Here is a 14,801-nt window from a genome sequence, read left to right as displayed (position 1 = left end):
TTCACCCTGCCGAGGAGAGCGTCGAATGCCGTGGAAGAATCAGGGCGGTGGCCCATGGGGCTCGGGTCCGAAGGGACCATGGGGCAACGGCCCGCAACCGGTCGGGCCAAGGCCGCCGGATCTGGAAGACCTTTTGCGGCGCGGCCAGGACCGCCTCCAGCAGATCATGCCAGGCGGCTATTTCTCCGGCATCGGCATCACGCTGATCGTCCTGCTCATCGTCGCGTTCTGGCTGCTGTCGGGCTTCTTCCGCGTGCAGTCCGAAGAGCTCGGCGTCGTGCTGCGTTTCGGCAAGCATGTCCGCACCGTGCAGCCGGGCCTCAACTATCATCTGCCCTATCCGATCGAGACCGTGCTGCTGCCCAAGGCGCTGCGCGTCAACACCACCTCCATCGGCATGACGCTGATCGACGATCCGGCCCGGCGCGGCCGCTCCATTCGCGACGTGCCGGAGGAGAGCCTGATGCTGACGGGTGACGAGAACATCGTCGACGTCGACTTCACCGTGCTCTGGCGCATCAAGCCGGACGGCGTCGGCGACTTCCTCTTCAACATCCAGAATCCCGAAGGCACCGTGAAGGCGGTCTCCGAGAGCGCGATGCGCGAGGTGATCGGCCGCTCGCAGATCCAGCCGATCCTGACCGGTGCGCGCAACGTCACCGAGCAGGGCGTGCAGGAGTTGATCCAGAGGACTCTGGACAGCTACGGCGCCGGTATTCTCATCACCCAGGTGCAGATGCAGAAGGTCGACCCGCCGGCGCAGGTGATCGACGCGTTCCGCGACGTCCAGGCGGCGCGCGCCAATCTCGAGCAGCTGCAGAACGAGGCGCAGACCTACGCCAACCAGGTCGTGCCGCAGGCCCGCGGACGTGCGGCGCAGATCATGCAGGCCGCCGAAGGCTACAGGGAGCAGACGGTCGCCGAGGCCAAGGGCCAGAGCTCCCGCTTCCTGAAGGTTTACGAGGAATACAAGAAGGCGCCCGACGTGACGCGTGAACGAATCTATCTGGAGACGATGGAGCGCGTGCTCGGCGGCGCCGACAAGCTCGTCTATGACGGCGGCCCCTCGGGCCAGGGCGTCGTGCCCTTTCTGCCGCTCAATGAGTTGACGACCAAGCGGCCGCCTACCACCGGTCAGCCCTCGAGCGGAGGCAACCGATGAGGTCTCCGGTCACAGGTATCGTCGCGCTGCTCGCCCTCCTGCTCGTCGTGATCGTCGGCTACATGTCGCTGTTCACGGTGCAACAGACCGAGCAGACCATCGTGCTGCAGTTCGGCCGTCCCGTCGATGTCGTCACCGCGCCCGGCCTGCACTTCAAGGCGCCGTGGAATTCGGTGATCAACATCGACAAGCGGATCCTCGATCTGGAGAACCCGTCGCAGGAAGCGATCGCGTCCGACCAGAAGCGGCTCGTGGTGGACGCCTTCGCGCGCTACCGCATCAAGGACGCGCTGCGCTTCTACCAGAGCGTCGGCTCGATCCAGGCCGCCAACATCCAGCTCACCACGCTCCTGAACGCGGCGCTGCGCCGCGTGCTCGGCGAGGTCACCTTCATCAACGTGGTGCGCGACGACCGCGAGAAGCTGATGCAGCGCATCCGCGACCAGCTCGATCGCGAGGCCGACGGCTACGGTATCCAGGTCGTCGACGTCCGGATCCGCCGCGCCGACCTGCCGGAGCAGAACAGCCAGGCGGTCTACCAGCGCATGAAGACCGAGCGCGAGCGCGAAGCCGCCGAGTTCCGCGCGCAGGGCGGCCAGAAGGCACAGGAGATCCGCTCCAAGGCCGACCGCGAGGCGACCGTGATCGAGGCGGAAGCCAGATCGCAGGCCGAGCAGACCCGCGGCGTCGGCGACGCCGAGCGCAACCGCCTGTTCGCCGAAGCCTACGGCAAGGACCCCGACTTCTTCGCTTTCTACCGGTCGATGACGGCCTATGAGAACGGGCTGCGCGCGAACGACACCCGCTTCCTGCTGCGGCCGGACTCGGATTTCTTCCGGTTCTTTGGTAACCCGTCCGGCAAGACGGCGACCGAGACGCCGGCGAAGCCGTGAGCTAGACAGAGGGCGGCAGTTCTGCCGCCCTTCGTCCAGACAAGAACAGCACAACGGGAGGTTCCATTCCGATGAGGTCCATTGCGTTCGCCGACTTCCTCATCGGCTTAGGCATCCTGTTCGTGCTGGAAGGCTTGATGTTCGCGGCAAGTCCCAACTGGATGCGCAAGGCCATGAAAAGCGCCATCGCCACGCCGGACAATATCCTGCGGGCGGTTGGGATCGGCTCGGCCGTGGCCGGCCTGGTCTTGATCTGGGTTATGCGCCGTCCGATTTAGGCGTCACGCCAACGCCAAAGTGAAGGCGAGAGACTGGTTTTCGCCGTATTATCCGGGTCTTGAGGCCCGTTAAGCTCCGCGCTTGCGCCGTCCCCCCGTTCGAGCGCAGTCTTGGAGGCGAATCCTTGGCGCCTGATCCTTTTCTCTGGAGATACCAATGACCGCTGCCACCATTGCCCCGACCCGCTTGCGCTTAGGGCTGGCCGCGCTCGCCGTCAGTGCATTCAGCGCGTTCGCCACGCCGGCCCTCGCGCGCGGCCCGGACGGGATCGCGGACGTCGCCGAGAAGGTGATCGACGCGGTCGTCAACATCTCGACCTCGCAGACCGTCGAAGCCAAGGGCGGCGGCAGCAACACCATGCCGCAACTGCCGCCCGGGTCGCCCTTCGAGGAGTTCTTCGACGACTTCTTCAAGAACCGCCGCGGCCCCGGCGGCGGCAGCAAGGGCGGCGAGCGCGGTGACAATCCGCCCCGCAAGACCAATTCGCTCGGCTCCGGCTTCATCATCGACACCGCCGGCGTCGTCGTCACCAACAACCACGTCATCGCGGACGCCGACGAGATCAACGTCATCCTCAACGACGGCACCAAGATCAAGGCCGACCTGGTTGGCGTCGACAAGAAGACCGACCTCGCCGTGCTGAAGTTCAAGCCGCCGAAGCCGCTGGTGGCCGTAAAATTCGGCGACTCCGACAAGCTGCGTCTCGGCGACTGGGTGATCGCGATCGGCAATCCGTTCAGCCTCGGCGGCACGGTGACGGCCGGTATCGTCTCGGCCAAGAACCGCGACATCTCCTCGGGACCGTATGACAGCTATATCCAGACCGACGCTTCCATCAACCGCGGCAATTCCGGCGGTCCGCTGTTCAACCTCGATGGCGACGTCATCGGCGTCAACACGCTGATCATCTCGCCCTCCGGAGGCTCGATCGGCATCGGCTTTGCCGTGCCCTCGAAGACGGTTGTCGCCGTGGTCGACCAGCTCCGCCAGTTCGGCGAACTGCGCCGCGGCTGGCTCGGCGTGCGCATCCAGAGCGTCACCGACGAGATCGCCGAGAGCCTCAACATCAAGCCCGCGCGCGGCGCGCTGGTCGCCGGCGTCGATGACAAGGGCCCGGCCAAGCCCGCCGGCATCGAGCCCGGCGACGTCGTGGTCAAGTTCGACGGCAAGGACGTCAAGGACCCCAAGGACCTCTCCCGCGTCGTCGCCGACACGGCGGTCGGCAAGGAGGTCGACGTCGTCATCATCCGCAAGGGCCAGGAGGAGATCAAGAAGGTCACGCTCGGCCGCCTCCAGGATCCCGACAAGGTGCAGGCCGCGGTGAAGACCGACGAGCCTGCGCCCGAGAAGCTGGTGACGCAGAAGGCGCTCGGTCTCGATCTCGCGGCGCTCAGCAAGGATTTGCGCACGCGCTACAAGATCAAGGACAGCGTCAAGGGCGTGGTCGTCACCAATGTCGAGGTCAATTCGGACGCTGCCGAGAAGCGCCTCTCCGCCGGCGACGTCATCGTCGAGGTTGCGCAGGAAGCGGTATCGAGCGGCGCCGACGTCCAGAAGCGGGTCGACCAGCTCAAGAAGGACGGCAAGAAGTCCGTGCTGCTGCTCGTCTCCAACGCCGACGGCGAGCTGCGGTTTGTGGCGCTGAGCGTGCAGTAAGGTACGTTGTTCGCTCGACGGTCACGGTCATGCCCCGCGAAAGCGGGGCATCGAGTATGTCGTGGCTTCTGGAATGTTGGATCGCCTGCTAGCGGGCACAGATAAAGGCTAAGCAGCCGGCCGTCCCTTCAGCATACCGGCGATGCCGAGGTCCTCGTCCAGCTCAGGCCAGTAAATGCCCATCGGCATCAACTCGAACTGACCGCGGGCAGCCGCGCTCGCATCCCTGAGACGCGGATACCAAGCTAGGGGCGTCGCGATCTTCCGGCCATCGGCCAGCGTTACCGTCAGTTCGTCAGCAGTGAAGGCAACCGCGACCGGCCGGATGTCGCCGACGTCAATTTCCAAAGTGCTCATGCCACTTGCCTTCAAGAAAATCGCGGTGCGACCTCAGATGCTTCACTATAGCGCCGATTTCGTGTGCTGAAATCCGGCATTGACGGCCACATCGAGGTCGTGCAGCCAAAACTTGGCTTCGTAGTTGCCCGCACGCACGTGGATATGCGGTGGCTCATTGCCTTCGTTTGAGTAGAAGAATGCCCGATATGGTCCCCAGCGTAGGACGGTCGGCATCTAGCTCTCCACGAACTCGTCCCGCCGATACCCCTGCGCATAGAGCAGCGCGGTGAGATCGCCATGGTCGATCCGCGCGGCGGCCGCAGCCGCGACCGCTGGCTTGGCGTGATACGCCACGCCCAGTCCCGCCGCCTGGATCATCGCGAGATCGTTGGCGCCATCGCCGACCACGACGGAGTCGATGTCGTCGAGATCGAACGACTCCATCAGATCCACCAGCGTCGCAAGCTTTGCCGCGCGGCCCAAAATCGGCTCCTTGACCTCGCCGGTGAACTTGCCGTCGCGGACGACGAGCTCGTTGGCGCGGTTCTCCTGGAAGCCGATTTTGGCGGCGACCGCGCGCGTGAACAGCGTGAAGCCGCCGGAGACGAGACAGGTATAGGCGCCGTGGGCGCGCATGGTCGCGACCAGTTCGCGGCCGCCCGGCGTCAACGTGATGCGCTTGGCCAGCACCTCGTCGACCACGCCGGCGGGAAGGTCCTTCAGCAGCGCGACGCGCTCGCGCAGCGCCGGCTCGAACTCGATCTCGCCGCGCATCGCGCGTTCGGTGATGGCGGCCACGTGGGCCTTCATCCCGACGAGATCGGCGAGCTCGTCGATGCATTCCTGGCCGATCATGGTGGAATCCATGTCGGCGAGAAAAAGCTTCTTGCGCCGGAAGCCGACTGGCTGCACCACGATGTCGATGGGAAGGTCGCCGCGAAGCTCGCGCAACCGGTGTTCGATGGCGTGGCGGTCGCCTTGGAGGTTATCCTGCGCGCCGAAGGGGATGTCGACCGCAATCCCGTCGAACAGCCAATGCGCAGGTTGCGCCTGGGGCAGCACGGCGCGGGCGCCGTCGACGATGGTGCTGTCGAGCGCGGGATTGTCGGGATTGCAGATCAGCGTGGCGACGAGGGACATTTGAGGTTTTCGTGAGCGAGGGGCAAGTCAGCAGAAGACATGTTGGCAAGGCCGTGCTTATCGCAGGCCCGACCGCCAGCGGCAAGTCGGCGCTGGCGCTCGAACTTGCCCTGAGTACGGGCGGAATCGTCATCAATGCCGATTCCATGCAGGTCTATCGCGACCTCCGCATCATCACCGCGCGCCCCACACATGGCGAGGAAGGACACGCGCCGCACCGTCTCTACGGCCACGTCGATGCGGCCGTGAATTTCTCGGCCGGCGCCTGGGTGATCGACGCGACGAAGGCGCTGGAAGAGGCGAAAGCCGAAGGCCGCCTGCCGATCTTCATCGGCGGCACGGGCCTTTATTTCAAGGCGCTGACGGCGGGCCTCTCCGTGGTGCCGCCGATTCCCGCCGAAATACGTGAGGACGTGCGCGCGCGGCTGGAGCGGAACGGCGTCGAGGCGCTGCACGAGGAACTTGCACGCCGTGATCCGCGCGCCGCCGGACGATTGAACCTGCGCGACCGCACCCGGATCGCGCGCGCGCTCGAAGTGGTCGAAGCGACGGGCCGTTCGCTGCTCGACTGGCACCATGAAGGCCAGCCGCCGCTGCTGCCCAAGGATAGTTTTCACGCGGTGTTTCTCGCCCCCGAGCGCGACGAGCTCTATGCCCGCATCGATGCCCGTTTCGATGCCATGCTCGGTGCCGGCGCGTTGAGGGAGGTTGAGCGGCTCGCCGCCAGACATCTCGATCCGCTGCTGCCGGCGATGAAAGCCCATGGCGTGCCGGCCCTGATCCGGCATCTGCGCGGTGAGATCGGCCTGGACGAGGCGGCCACGATCGGTCGCGCCGACACCCGCCACTACGCCAAGCGGCAATTCACCTGGTTCCGGCACCAATTGCCCGAATTCGAATGGGTCAAGCCGGAGGAGGCGCGGGGATGGCTCGCCGCCATCGTGAATGCAGCCCGGGACCCCGGCTGACGCGTTTTTGAACCTGAGTTCCCGAATTTACCTCTCGCTCAACCCCGGGAACACCGCTACACTGCCAAAATCGCGCGGGAACGGCCGCATTGCCTTGACATCCGGGCTTTGACCGCTATGTTTCGCGCAACCTTTGGGAAGCCGGGCGCCTGCCATGCGTAACATTATTACCAAACTCCTTATTGCCGTCGTACCCAGGCACACCGCCGGGGATGGCTAGCTGCCATCCACATGACAGGCGGTGTGCAGGGTCCCTCTTCGGGGCCTTTTTTATTTCCCGAACCCGACATGAACGAAGCCGCTGACAACAGCGCATCCGGAGCAAGACAATGAGCGACAAGAGCCACGATCCGAACCAGATGACCGGCGCCGCGATGATCGTCCGCGCGCTCATCGATCATGGCGTGACCGACATTTTCGGCTATCCCGGCGGCGCCGTGCTTCCGATCTATGACGAGATCTTCCAGCAGAGCGAGGTCCAGCACATCCTGGTCCGCCACGAGCAGGGCGCGGGCCACGCCGCCGAGGGCTATGCGCGCTCGACCGGCAAGCCGGGCGTTGCGCTGGTGACCTCCGGACCCGGCGCCACCAACATGGTGACGCCGCTGACCGACGCGCTGATGGACTCGATCCCGCTGGTCTGCATCTCCGGCCAGGTGCCGACGCATCTGATCGGCAACGACGCGTTCCAGGAGTGCGACACGGTCGGCATCACGCGGCCCTGCACCAAGCACAATTGGCTGGTGCGCGACGTCAACGATCTCGCCAAGGTGCTGCACGAGGCCTTCTATGTCGCGACCTCCGGCCGTCCCGGCCCGGTGCTCGTCGACGTGCCCAAGGACGTGCAGTTCGCGACCGGCACCTATCATCCGCCGCGCAAGTCGGACGTGCACCGCTCCTATGCGCCGCGCGTGAAGGGCGACGCGACGCAGATCCGCAAGGCCGTGTCGCTGCTCGCCAACGCCAAGCGCCCTGTGATCTACAGCGGTGGCGGCGTGATCAATTCCGGCCCCGGGGCGACCAAGCTCCTGCGTGAGCTGGTCGAGGTCACCGGTTTCCCGATCACCTCGACGCTGATGGGGCTGGGTGCCTATCCGGCGTCCGGAAAGAACTGGCTCGGCATGCTCGGCATGCACGGCACCTATGAAGCCAACATGACCATGCATGATTGCGACGTCATGCTGTGCGTCGGCGCGCGCTTCGACGACCGCATCACCGGCCGCGTCGATGCGTTCTCGCCGGGCTCGAAGAAGATCCACATCGACATCGATCCGTCCTCGATCAACAAGAACATCCGTGTCGACGTGCCGATCATCGGCGACTGCGGCAACATCCTCGGCGACATCCTCCAGGTGTTCAAGGCGGAAGCGAAGAAGCCCGACATCAAGGCCTGGTGGCAGCAGATCGCGCAGTGGCGCGCCCGCAACTCGCTCTATTACAAGAAGAGCAACGACGTGATCCTGCCGCAACACGCGATCCAGAGCCTGTTCGAGGCGACACGCGGCAAGGACACTTACATCACGACGGAAGTCGGCCAGCACCAGATGTGGGCGGCGCAGTTCTTCGGCTTCGAGGAGCCGCATCGCTGGATGACGTCGGGCGGTCTCGGCACCATGGGCTACGGCCTGCCGGCCGCGATCGGCGTGCAGGTTGCCCATCCCGACAGCCTCGTCATCGACATCGCGGGCGATGCTTCGGTGCAGATGACGATGCAGGAGATGTCGACGGCGGTTCAGTACGAATTGCCGATCAAGATCTTCATCCTGAACAACCAGTACATGGGCATGGTGCGGCAATGGCAGCAGCTGCTGCACGGCAATCGCCTGTCGCATTCCTATTCGGAGGCGTTGCCGGATTTCGTCAAGCTCGCGGAAGCTTATGGCGGCGTCGGCATCCAGGTGCACAAGCCCTCCGATCTCGACGGCGCCATCCAGGAGATGATCTCGGTGAAGCGTCCGGTGCTGTTCGACTGCCGCGTCGCGGCGCTCGAAAACTGCTTCCCGATGATCCCCTCCGGCAAGGCGCATAACGAGATGCTGTTGCCCGAGCAGGCGAACGACGAGGCCACGGCAAAGGCATTCGCCGGCGGCAAGGCGCTGGTGTGACGTCATGTTCGACCTGACGGAGCTCGAGCGCGCACATGCGATCGTGGGGCAGGCGGTGCCGGCGACGCCGGCACGCGGCTGGCCGCTGCTCGCCGAGCGCCTCGGGACGCAGGTCATCGTCAAGCACGAGAACCACACGCCGATCGGCGCCTTCAAGGTGCGCGGCGGTCTCGTCTATCTTGAACGGCTGAAGCGCGAGCGGCCGAACATTCCGGGTATCATCTCGGCGACGCGCGGCAATCATGGCCAGAGCCTGGCCTTTGCCGCGAGCCGCCACGGCGTGCCGGCGGTGATTTACGTGCCGCGCGGCAACTCGGTCGAGAAAAACCGGGCGATGAAGGCGTTTGGCGCCGAGCTCGTCGAGCATGGCGAGGACTTTCAGGCGGCCGCCGAAGAGGCGCAACGGCGCGCCCAGTTTACCGGCCTGCACATGGTGCCGTCGTTTCATCCGGATCTCGTGCTCGGCGTCGCCACCTACGCGCTCGAACTGTTCCGGACGGCGCCGGATCTCGATGTTCTCTATGTGCCGATCGGGCAGGGCTCAGGAATCTCCGGCTGCATCATGGCACGCGACCTTCTCGGCCTGAAAACCGAGATCGTCGGCGTGCAGTCGACCGAAGCGCCGTCCTACGCGCTGTCGTTCGCGGCCGGCAAGGTCGTGACGACGAAGACCAGCAACACGCTGGCCGACGGCATGGCAACGCGCATTCCCGATGCAGACGCGTTCGCGCTGATCCGCAAGGGTGCCGCGCGCATCGTGCAGGTTTCCGACGACGAGGTCGCCGCCGCGATCCGCGCCTACTGGACCGACACGCATAATCTCGCGGAAGGCGCCGGTGCCGCCGCGCTCGCCGCGGCGCTTCAAGAGAAAGCTAAACTGTCAGGCAAGCGCGTCGGTCTCGTGCTGTCCGGCGGCAATATCGATTTCGATCTGTTCCGCAGTTGGGTCGGGGCAGAGGCGCCAGCGCTGGCGTGACGGAGAGACAAGAGGGGACGACCATGAACCAGCCCGCATCCGCCTATTTCATCGAGGACCGCCACGATCCCAACGAGACGCATACGCTCTCGGTACTCGTGCAGAACGAGCCGGGCGTGCTCGCGCGCGTCATCGGCCTGTTCTCCGGGCGCGGCTACAACATCGAGAGTCTCACCGTCTCGGAGACCGAGAGCCAGAAGCATCTGTCGCGCATCACCATCGTCACCACGGGCACGCCGATGGTGATCGAGCAGATCAAGCACCAGCTCGACCGCATGATCCCGGTCTACCGCGTCGTCGACATGACGCTGACCAAGCGCTCGATCGAGCGCGAGCTTGCGATGGTGAAGGTGCGCGGGCAGGGCGAGCATCGCGTCGAGGCGCTGCGGCTGGCGGATGCGTTCCGCGCCCGCGTGATCGACGCCACCACCGAGAGCTTTGTGTTCGAGATCACGGGCAATACGGACAAGATCAATCAGTTTATCGACCTGATGCGCCCGCTCGGCCTTGTCGAGGTGTCGCGCACCGGCGTTGCCGCGATTGGCCGCGGGCCTGAGGGGATGTGAGCCATGCTGGCGCGCGACTGGTACTATAACGAGCGCAACCGGATGGGGATCGAGCCCGCAGTGGCTTCGATTTACGACGCCCATGACGATGCCGATCTGCGGGCGCGCGCCGCGCTGAAAATGCTCGGGGTGCAGCGCGGCTGGCGCATCGCGGATATCGGCTGCGGCAACGGCGTGCTCGCGACCGAAGCGGCGCTGATGGGTGCCGAGGTGGACGCCATCGATATCTCGCCGGCGATGCTGGCGCTCGCCGAGATCTACGCCCGCGACCGCAAGGCGCCGGTGCGCACGCAGTCGGCCGGCTTGCTCAGCTTCGCCTACCGCCCGGAATCCTACGATCTGATCGTCAGCGAGTTCACGCTGCACCATCTGCCGGATTTCTGGAAGGCGGTGGCGATGTCGCGGATCTACCGTGCGCTGAAGCCGGGCGCGAGCTTCTATCTGCGCGACATCGTCTACGCCTCGATGCCGGACGCCATCGAGCGCGACGTCGAGCAATGGGCCGACTTCCATATCAAGAACCACGATTTTTCGCGCGAAAGCGTCGTCACGCACATGCGCGACGAATATTCCACCTTCGGCTGGGTGATGGAGCGGATGCTGACCGATGTCGGCTTCACGCTGGTCTCGGTCGACTACCACGCGCCCATGCACGGCACTTATCTGCTGCGGAAACCGAAAGCCGGCGAGCAAGGCTAGAACAGAACAACAAACAGGGCTGCACGACAAAGCAGAACCGAGAACAACAATGAAGCCGGCCGATATCCTCATCGCCATTCTGGTAGCGGTCATCTGGGGGCTTGCCTTCGTGGCGAGCCGGATCGCGCTCGACGAATTTTCGCCGGAGCTGATGACGGCGATGCGCTTCACCATTGCCGCGGTGCCGTGTCTGTTCATTCCCAAGCCTAAGATCGCCTGGTCGCTGCTGATCGCGATCAGCTTCACGCTGTTCCTCGGCCAGTTCCTGAGCCAGGCCTATGGCATCGCCCACGGTGTGCCGGTGGGGTTGACCAGCGTCGTCGTGCAGAGCCAGGCGTTGTTCACCATCGGCTTTGCCGCGATCGCATTCGGCGAGCGGCCGACGCCGGTGCAGACCCTTGGCATCGTCGTCGCCGCAGTCGGCCTGCTCTTGATCTGCGGTACCGTCGGTTACGATTTCAGCGTTGGTGCCTTCGCGGTGCTGATGATCGCCCCGATTTGTTTTGCCGTCGGCAATCTCCTGCTGCGCGGCGCCCGTGGCGCGCCGATGTTCGACCTGTTCGCCTGGCTCTGCCTCACCGCCGCCGTGCCGCTGTTCGCGCTGGCGCTGGTCGTCAACGGGCCGGCGCCGACCTTCCAGTCGCTGATCCATATGTCGCCGACTGGCCTCGTCTGCCTGTTGGCGATCGGCGCCATCTCCACCAGCATCGCCTATTGGCTGTGGGGCCGGCTGCTGCGTGATTATCCAGCCGCTCAAGTGGTGCCGTTCGCGCTGCTGGTGCCGTTTGTCGGCTCGGCCGCTTCCAGCATCGTGTTTGGCGAGAAGTTCGGCCCGTTGCGGCTGGCGGGGATGCTGACGGTCATCGGCGGCATCGCGGTGATGGTGCTGGCGAGACGCCCGCAGCCGCTGCCGAAGACCGCGTGAGGTGAGCATGTCCCAGTCGCTGCTCTATGCCTTCATCATCTTCGCCCTCGTGATGTTCTTCACGCCGGGGCCGAACAACATCATGCTGCTGTCGTCGGGACTGACTTACGGGTTCCGCCGCACCATCCCGCATATCGCCGGCATCACGATCGGCTTCGCCTTCATGGTCGGCGCCGTCGGCCTCGGGCTCGGCACGGTGTTTCTGGCCTATCCGATCCTCCAGACCATCCTGAAATATGCCGGCGCCGCCTACTTGATCTACCTCGCCGCGGTGATCGCCTTCTCGGGGCCGGCCAAGCCGGGCGAGGAGGACGGCCGTGGCCCGATGACCTTCTGGGGCGCGGCGATGTTCCAGTGGATCAACGCCAAGGGCTGGGTGATCGTGATCGGCACCATCACCGCTTATGCGGCCATCGCCCAATTCCCCCTGAACATCGCGATCCAGACCCTGATCAGCCTGCTCGTCGGCACGGTCTCGACGGTGGTCTGGGCCCTGTTCGGCACTGCACTACGACCGGTACTGACCTCGGAGCGGCTGGTCCGCGCCTTCAATATCGTGATGGCGCTCCTGCTGCTCGCCTCCCTCTACCCCGTTTTCATGGATGCATGATGTCGCGGATTTCCATGCAGAAACGGGTTTCCCTAGGGGCTGAAAATGCTCTAGACAGCCCCCGAAATCCGCAAATTTCACCCTTCGGACACTGACTATCGGCCGATTCTGGCCCTGAACGAGGAAACGACTATGCGTGTTTATTACGATCGCGACGCCGACCTGAACCTGATCAAGGGCAAGAAGGTCGCCATCGTCGGCTATGGCAGCCAGGGCCACGCCCATGCGCTCAACCTCAAGGACTCCGGCGTCAAGGAAGTCGCCATTGCGCTGCGCAAGGACTCGGGCTCGGTCAAGAAGGCGGAGGCCGCCGGCTTCAAGGTGATGGAAGTCGCCGACGCCGCCAAATGGGCCGACCTCGTCATGATGCTGACCCCGGACGAGCTCCAGGGCGACATCTATCGCGAGCACCTGCACGACAACATGAAGAAGGGCGCCGCCCTCGTGTTCGCGCACGGCCTCAACGTCCACTTCAACCTGCTCGACCCGCGCGCCGACCTCGACGTGCTCATGATCGCGCCGAAGGGCCCCGGCCACACGGTGCGTTCGGAGTATCAGCGCGGCGGCGGCGTGCCCTGCCTGATCGCGATCGCCAAGGACGTCTCGGGCAACGCCCATGACCTCGGCCTCTCCTACGCCTCCGCCGTCGGCGGCGGTCGTGCCGGCATCATCGAGACCACCTTCAAGGAAGAGTGCGAGACCGACCTGTTCGGCGAGCAGGTCGTGCTCTGCGGCGGCCTGGTCGAGCTGATCAAGGCCGGCTACGAGACCCTGGTCGAAGCCGGTTACGCCCCGGAGATGGCCTATTTCGAGTGCCTGCACGAAGTGAAGCTGATCGTCGACCTGATCTATGAAGGCGGCATCGCCAACATGAACTACTCGATCTCCAATACCGCGGAGTACGGCGAGTACGTCACCGGTCCGCGCATCGTCACCGCGGAGACCAAGGCCGAGATGAAGCGCGTTCTCGCCGACATCCAGGGCGGCAAGTTCGCCCGCGACTGGATGCTCGAGAACAAGGTCAACCAGACCTCGTTCAAGGCGACCCGCGCCAAGCTCGCCGCGCATCCGATCGAGGAAGTCGGCGCGAAGCTCCGCGACATGATGCCCTGGATCAAGAAGGGCGCGCTGGTCGACAAGAGCAAGAACTGACGGCTGCGCCGTCATTCCGGGTTCGCGACCTCGTCGCGCCCCGGAATGACGAGCGAAACACAAGCTTCGCTCGCCAAACCAAATTTTAAACCTTCTCGACTACATCGGAGCGAGATCGCGAACAGCGGTCTCGCTCCTTTCATCTCGCGCGAAGCATTGCCGCTTCATTCAAATTCTTCGCGAGCTGACATGCCCTCTGAGCGCGAAGAACTGACGCTTAAACCACATTCTTGGTCTCGCGTCGTTTTTCATAACTTCTCCAGAAGCTCGCGATCGCCAAAAGCCCAGCGTCTTCAAGATCGAGGATTCGGATCTTCATCTGCATCTTCAGGGCGCAATCAATCTGAAGTCGCGAAGCTTGCACGCCGCTTCATCTTAAGAATCGACACCCGCGACGTCCCTTTGAGCGTTGGGTGGCATTGCGCTGACACATCCTTCTCTCCATGATCGCGGGAACTTGAGGGGAGGGGTCTATGCGATCTGTCGTCGTCACCGGCGCGTCCACCGGCATCGGCTGGGCCATTGCGAAATTTCTGATCGGGCGCGGCTACCGCGTCTTCGGCAGCGTCCGCAAGCAGGCCGACGCCGACCGGCTCAGGGGTGAGTTCGGCGCGAACTTCACGCCGCTCCTGTTCGACGTTACCGACGAGGCCGCCGTGCTCGCCGCTGCGCGCCAGGTTCGCGAGGCGCTGGCTGGCGACACGCTGGCGGGGCTCGTCAACAATGCCGGCATTGCGGTCGCGGGGCCGGTCCTGGAATTGTCGGTCGACGATTTCCGCCGCCAGATGGACATCAACGTCATCGGCCCGGTCATCGCGACGCAAGCCTTCGGGCCGCTGCTCGGCGTGGACCCGTCGCTGACGGGGCCGAAGGGGCGGATCGTGATGATCAGCTCGGTCGCCGGCAAGAACGGCAATCCGCTGTCGGCGCCTTACTGCACCTCCAAGCATGCCATCGAAGGCCTGTCGGAGAGCCTGCGGCGCGAGCTGATGCTGTTCGGGATCGACGTCATCATCGTCGCCCCGGGCGCAGTGAAGACGCCGATCTGGAGCAAGGCCGAAGAGATCGATCTCTCCGTCTACCAGAACTCGCCCTATCTGCCGGCGCTGAACAAGGTCATGGCGTTCATGATGGACCTGGGTGCGAAGGGTCTGCCGGCCGAGCGGATCGCCGAAATCGTGTTCGAGGCGCTGACCGCCGCGAGCCCCAAGGTGCGCTACCAGATCACGCCGGACCCGCTGCGCCATCTGATTGGCGCATTGCTGCCGAAACGGACCGTCGATCGCATCATCGCCAAACGGCTGGGGTTCCTGCCGCAGGGCTGATCGACG

General features: G+C 64.6%; 16 protein-coding genes. 13 read left to right on the top strand and 3 right to left on the bottom strand.

The window, feature by feature from the left end:
• Positions 1-25 precede the first annotated feature (25 nt).
• From hflK to ACKWRH_RS34695, 4 genes are all read left to right on the top strand, one after another.
• On the top strand, positions 26-1,162 hold the full coding sequence (gene hflK / locus ACKWRH_RS34710) for an FtsH protease activity modulator HflK (RefSeq protein WP_445217191.1): 1,137 nt from the start codon (positions 26-28) through the stop codon (positions 1,160-1,162).
• The gene (hflC, locus tag ACKWRH_RS34705; protein ID WP_445217190.1) at positions 1,159-2,055 is read left to right on the top strand and encodes a protease modulator HflC; all 897 of its coding nucleotides are present in this window, start codon (positions 1,159-1,161) and stop codon (positions 2,053-2,055) included. Before hflK ends, hflC begins: the two co-directional genes overlap by 4 nt.
• 71 nt (positions 2,056-2,126) lie before the next feature.
• Positions 2,127-2,333 carry a DUF2065 domain-containing protein gene (locus ACKWRH_RS34700; protein WP_025038031.1) on the top strand — a complete coding sequence of 69 codons (207 nt, stop codon included), beginning with the start codon at positions 2,127-2,129 and terminating at the stop codon, positions 2,331-2,333.
• A 157-nt stretch (positions 2,334-2,490) separates the two neighbouring features.
• Positions 2,491-3,990 (top strand): Do family serine endopeptidase, encoded by a 1,500-nt coding sequence (locus tag ACKWRH_RS34695; RefSeq protein ID WP_445217189.1) that lies wholly within the window; start codon positions 2,491-2,493, stop codon positions 3,988-3,990.
• Positions 3,991-4,098: 108 nt separating this feature from the next.
• On the opposite strand, the gene ACKWRH_RS34690 is transcribed toward ACKWRH_RS34695, so the two are convergent.
• Genes ACKWRH_RS34690 through serB form a run of 3 tightly spaced genes read right to left on the bottom strand, consistent with a single transcriptional unit; the run spans position 4,099 to position 5,469 of the window.
• Positions 4,099-4,347, bottom strand: coding sequence for a DUF2442 domain-containing protein (locus tag ACKWRH_RS34690; protein WP_445217188.1), 249 nt, complete (start codon positions 4,345-4,347; stop codon positions 4,099-4,101).
• Between the two features lie 45 nt (positions 4,348-4,392).
• On the bottom strand, positions 4,393-4,563 hold the full coding sequence (locus ACKWRH_RS34685) for a DUF4160 domain-containing protein (protein WP_445217187.1): 171 nt from the start codon (positions 4,561-4,563) through the stop codon (positions 4,393-4,395).
• Positions 4,564-5,469, bottom strand: coding sequence for a phosphoserine phosphatase SerB (gene serB, locus ACKWRH_RS34680; RefSeq protein WP_445217186.1), 906 nt, complete (start codon positions 5,467-5,469; stop codon positions 4,564-4,566).
• An 11-nt stretch (positions 5,470-5,480) separates the two neighbouring features.
• Here serB and miaA point away from each other — a divergent pair, with 11 nt between their 5' ends.
• The 9 genes from miaA to ACKWRH_RS34635 all read left to right on the top strand — a co-directional run bounded on the left by miaA (position 5,481) and on the right by ACKWRH_RS34635 (position 14,795).
• On the top strand, positions 5,481-6,437 hold the full coding sequence (gene miaA, locus ACKWRH_RS34675; protein ID WP_445217185.1) for a tRNA (adenosine(37)-N6)-dimethylallyltransferase MiaA: 957 nt from the start codon (positions 5,481-5,483) through the stop codon (positions 6,435-6,437).
• A 329-nt stretch (positions 6,438-6,766) separates the two neighbouring features.
• Positions 6,767-8,542, top strand: coding sequence for an acetolactate synthase 3 large subunit (locus ACKWRH_RS34670; protein ID WP_445217184.1), 1,776 nt, complete (start codon positions 6,767-6,769; stop codon positions 8,540-8,542).
• Positions 8,543-8,546: 4 nt separating this feature from the next.
• Positions 8,547-9,518: a threonine dehydratase gene (locus ACKWRH_RS34665; protein WP_445217183.1), complete on the top strand. Its 972-nt coding sequence runs from the start codon at positions 8,547-8,549 to the stop codon at positions 9,516-9,518.
• A gap of 23 nt (positions 9,519-9,541) precedes the next feature.
• Positions 9,542-10,084, top strand: a complete 543-nt coding sequence (gene ilvN, locus ACKWRH_RS34660) for an acetolactate synthase small subunit (RefSeq protein ID WP_014493064.1) — start codon at positions 9,542-9,544, stop codon at positions 10,082-10,084.
• A 3-nt stretch (positions 10,085-10,087) separates the two neighbouring features.
• Complete coding sequence (locus ACKWRH_RS34655) at positions 10,088-10,783, top strand: class I SAM-dependent methyltransferase (RefSeq protein ID WP_014493065.1); 696 nt, start codon at positions 10,088-10,090, stop codon at positions 10,781-10,783.
• 49 nt (positions 10,784-10,832) lie between these two features.
• Positions 10,833-11,708 carry an EamA family transporter gene (locus ACKWRH_RS34650; RefSeq protein ID WP_354122030.1) on the top strand — a complete coding sequence of 292 codons (876 nt, stop codon included), beginning with the start codon at positions 10,833-10,835 and terminating at the stop codon, positions 11,706-11,708.
• 7 nt (positions 11,709-11,715) lie between these two features.
• A complete protein-coding gene (locus ACKWRH_RS34645) occupies positions 11,716-12,318 on the top strand; it encodes a LysE family translocator (RefSeq protein ID WP_212096565.1) in 603 nt (200 codons plus the stop codon).
• Positions 12,319-12,450: 132 nt separating this feature from the next.
• Positions 12,451-13,470, top strand: coding sequence for a ketol-acid reductoisomerase (gene ilvC / locus ACKWRH_RS34640; RefSeq protein WP_063981628.1), 1,020 nt, complete (start codon positions 12,451-12,453; stop codon positions 13,468-13,470).
• Positions 13,471-13,943: 473 nt separating this feature from the next.
• Positions 13,944-14,795 carry an SDR family oxidoreductase gene (locus ACKWRH_RS34635; protein ID WP_445217182.1) on the top strand — a complete coding sequence of 284 codons (852 nt, stop codon included), beginning with the start codon at positions 13,944-13,946 and terminating at the stop codon, positions 14,793-14,795.
• The last annotated feature ends 6 nt before the right edge of the window (positions 14,796-14,801 follow it).

Source organism: Bradyrhizobium sp. Pa8, from assembly GCF_052588265.1.
Note: the sequence above shows the minus strand (reverse complement) of the source record. Positions and strands in the feature narration are given on the sequence as shown.

Bases quoted from the DNA above. Each gene is read 5' to 3' on its own strand.
- hflK (WP_445217191.1), top strand. From the start codon at position 26: ATGCCGTGGAAGAATCAGGGCGGTGGCCCATGGGGCTCGGGTCCGAAG.
- hflC (WP_445217190.1), top strand. From the start codon at position 1,159: ATGAGGTCTCCGGTCACAGGTATCGTCGCGCTGCTCGCCCTCCTGCTC.
- ACKWRH_RS34700 (WP_025038031.1), top strand. From the start codon at position 2,127: ATGAGGTCCATTGCGTTCGCCGACTTCCTCATCGGCTTAGGCATCCTG.
- ACKWRH_RS34695 (WP_445217189.1), top strand. From the start codon at position 2,491: ATGACCGCTGCCACCATTGCCCCGACCCGCTTGCGCTTAGGGCTGGCC.
- ACKWRH_RS34690 (WP_445217188.1), bottom strand. From the start codon at position 4,347: ATGAGCACTTTGGAAATTGACGTCGGCGACATCCGGCCGGTCGCGGTT.
- ACKWRH_RS34685 (WP_445217187.1), bottom strand. From the start codon at position 4,563: ATGCCGACCGTCCTACGCTGGGGACCATATCGGGCATTCTTCTACTCA.
- serB (WP_445217186.1), bottom strand. From the start codon at position 5,469: ATGTCCCTCGTCGCCACGCTGATCTGCAATCCCGACAATCCCGCGCTC.
- ACKWRH_RS34670 (WP_445217184.1), top strand. From the start codon at position 6,767: ATGAGCGACAAGAGCCACGATCCGAACCAGATGACCGGCGCCGCGATG.
- ACKWRH_RS34665 (WP_445217183.1), top strand. From the start codon at position 8,547: ATGTTCGACCTGACGGAGCTCGAGCGCGCACATGCGATCGTGGGGCAG.
- ilvN (WP_014493064.1), top strand. From the start codon at position 9,542: ATGAACCAGCCCGCATCCGCCTATTTCATCGAGGACCGCCACGATCCC.
- ACKWRH_RS34655 (WP_014493065.1), top strand. From the start codon at position 10,088: ATGCTGGCGCGCGACTGGTACTATAACGAGCGCAACCGGATGGGGATC.
- ACKWRH_RS34650 (WP_354122030.1), top strand. From the start codon at position 10,833: ATGAAGCCGGCCGATATCCTCATCGCCATTCTGGTAGCGGTCATCTGG.
- ACKWRH_RS34645 (WP_212096565.1), top strand. From the start codon at position 11,716: ATGTCCCAGTCGCTGCTCTATGCCTTCATCATCTTCGCCCTCGTGATG.
- ilvC (WP_063981628.1), top strand. From the start codon at position 12,451: ATGCGTGTTTATTACGATCGCGACGCCGACCTGAACCTGATCAAGGGC.
- ACKWRH_RS34635 (WP_445217182.1), top strand. From the start codon at position 13,944: ATGCGATCTGTCGTCGTCACCGGCGCGTCCACCGGCATCGGCTGGGCC.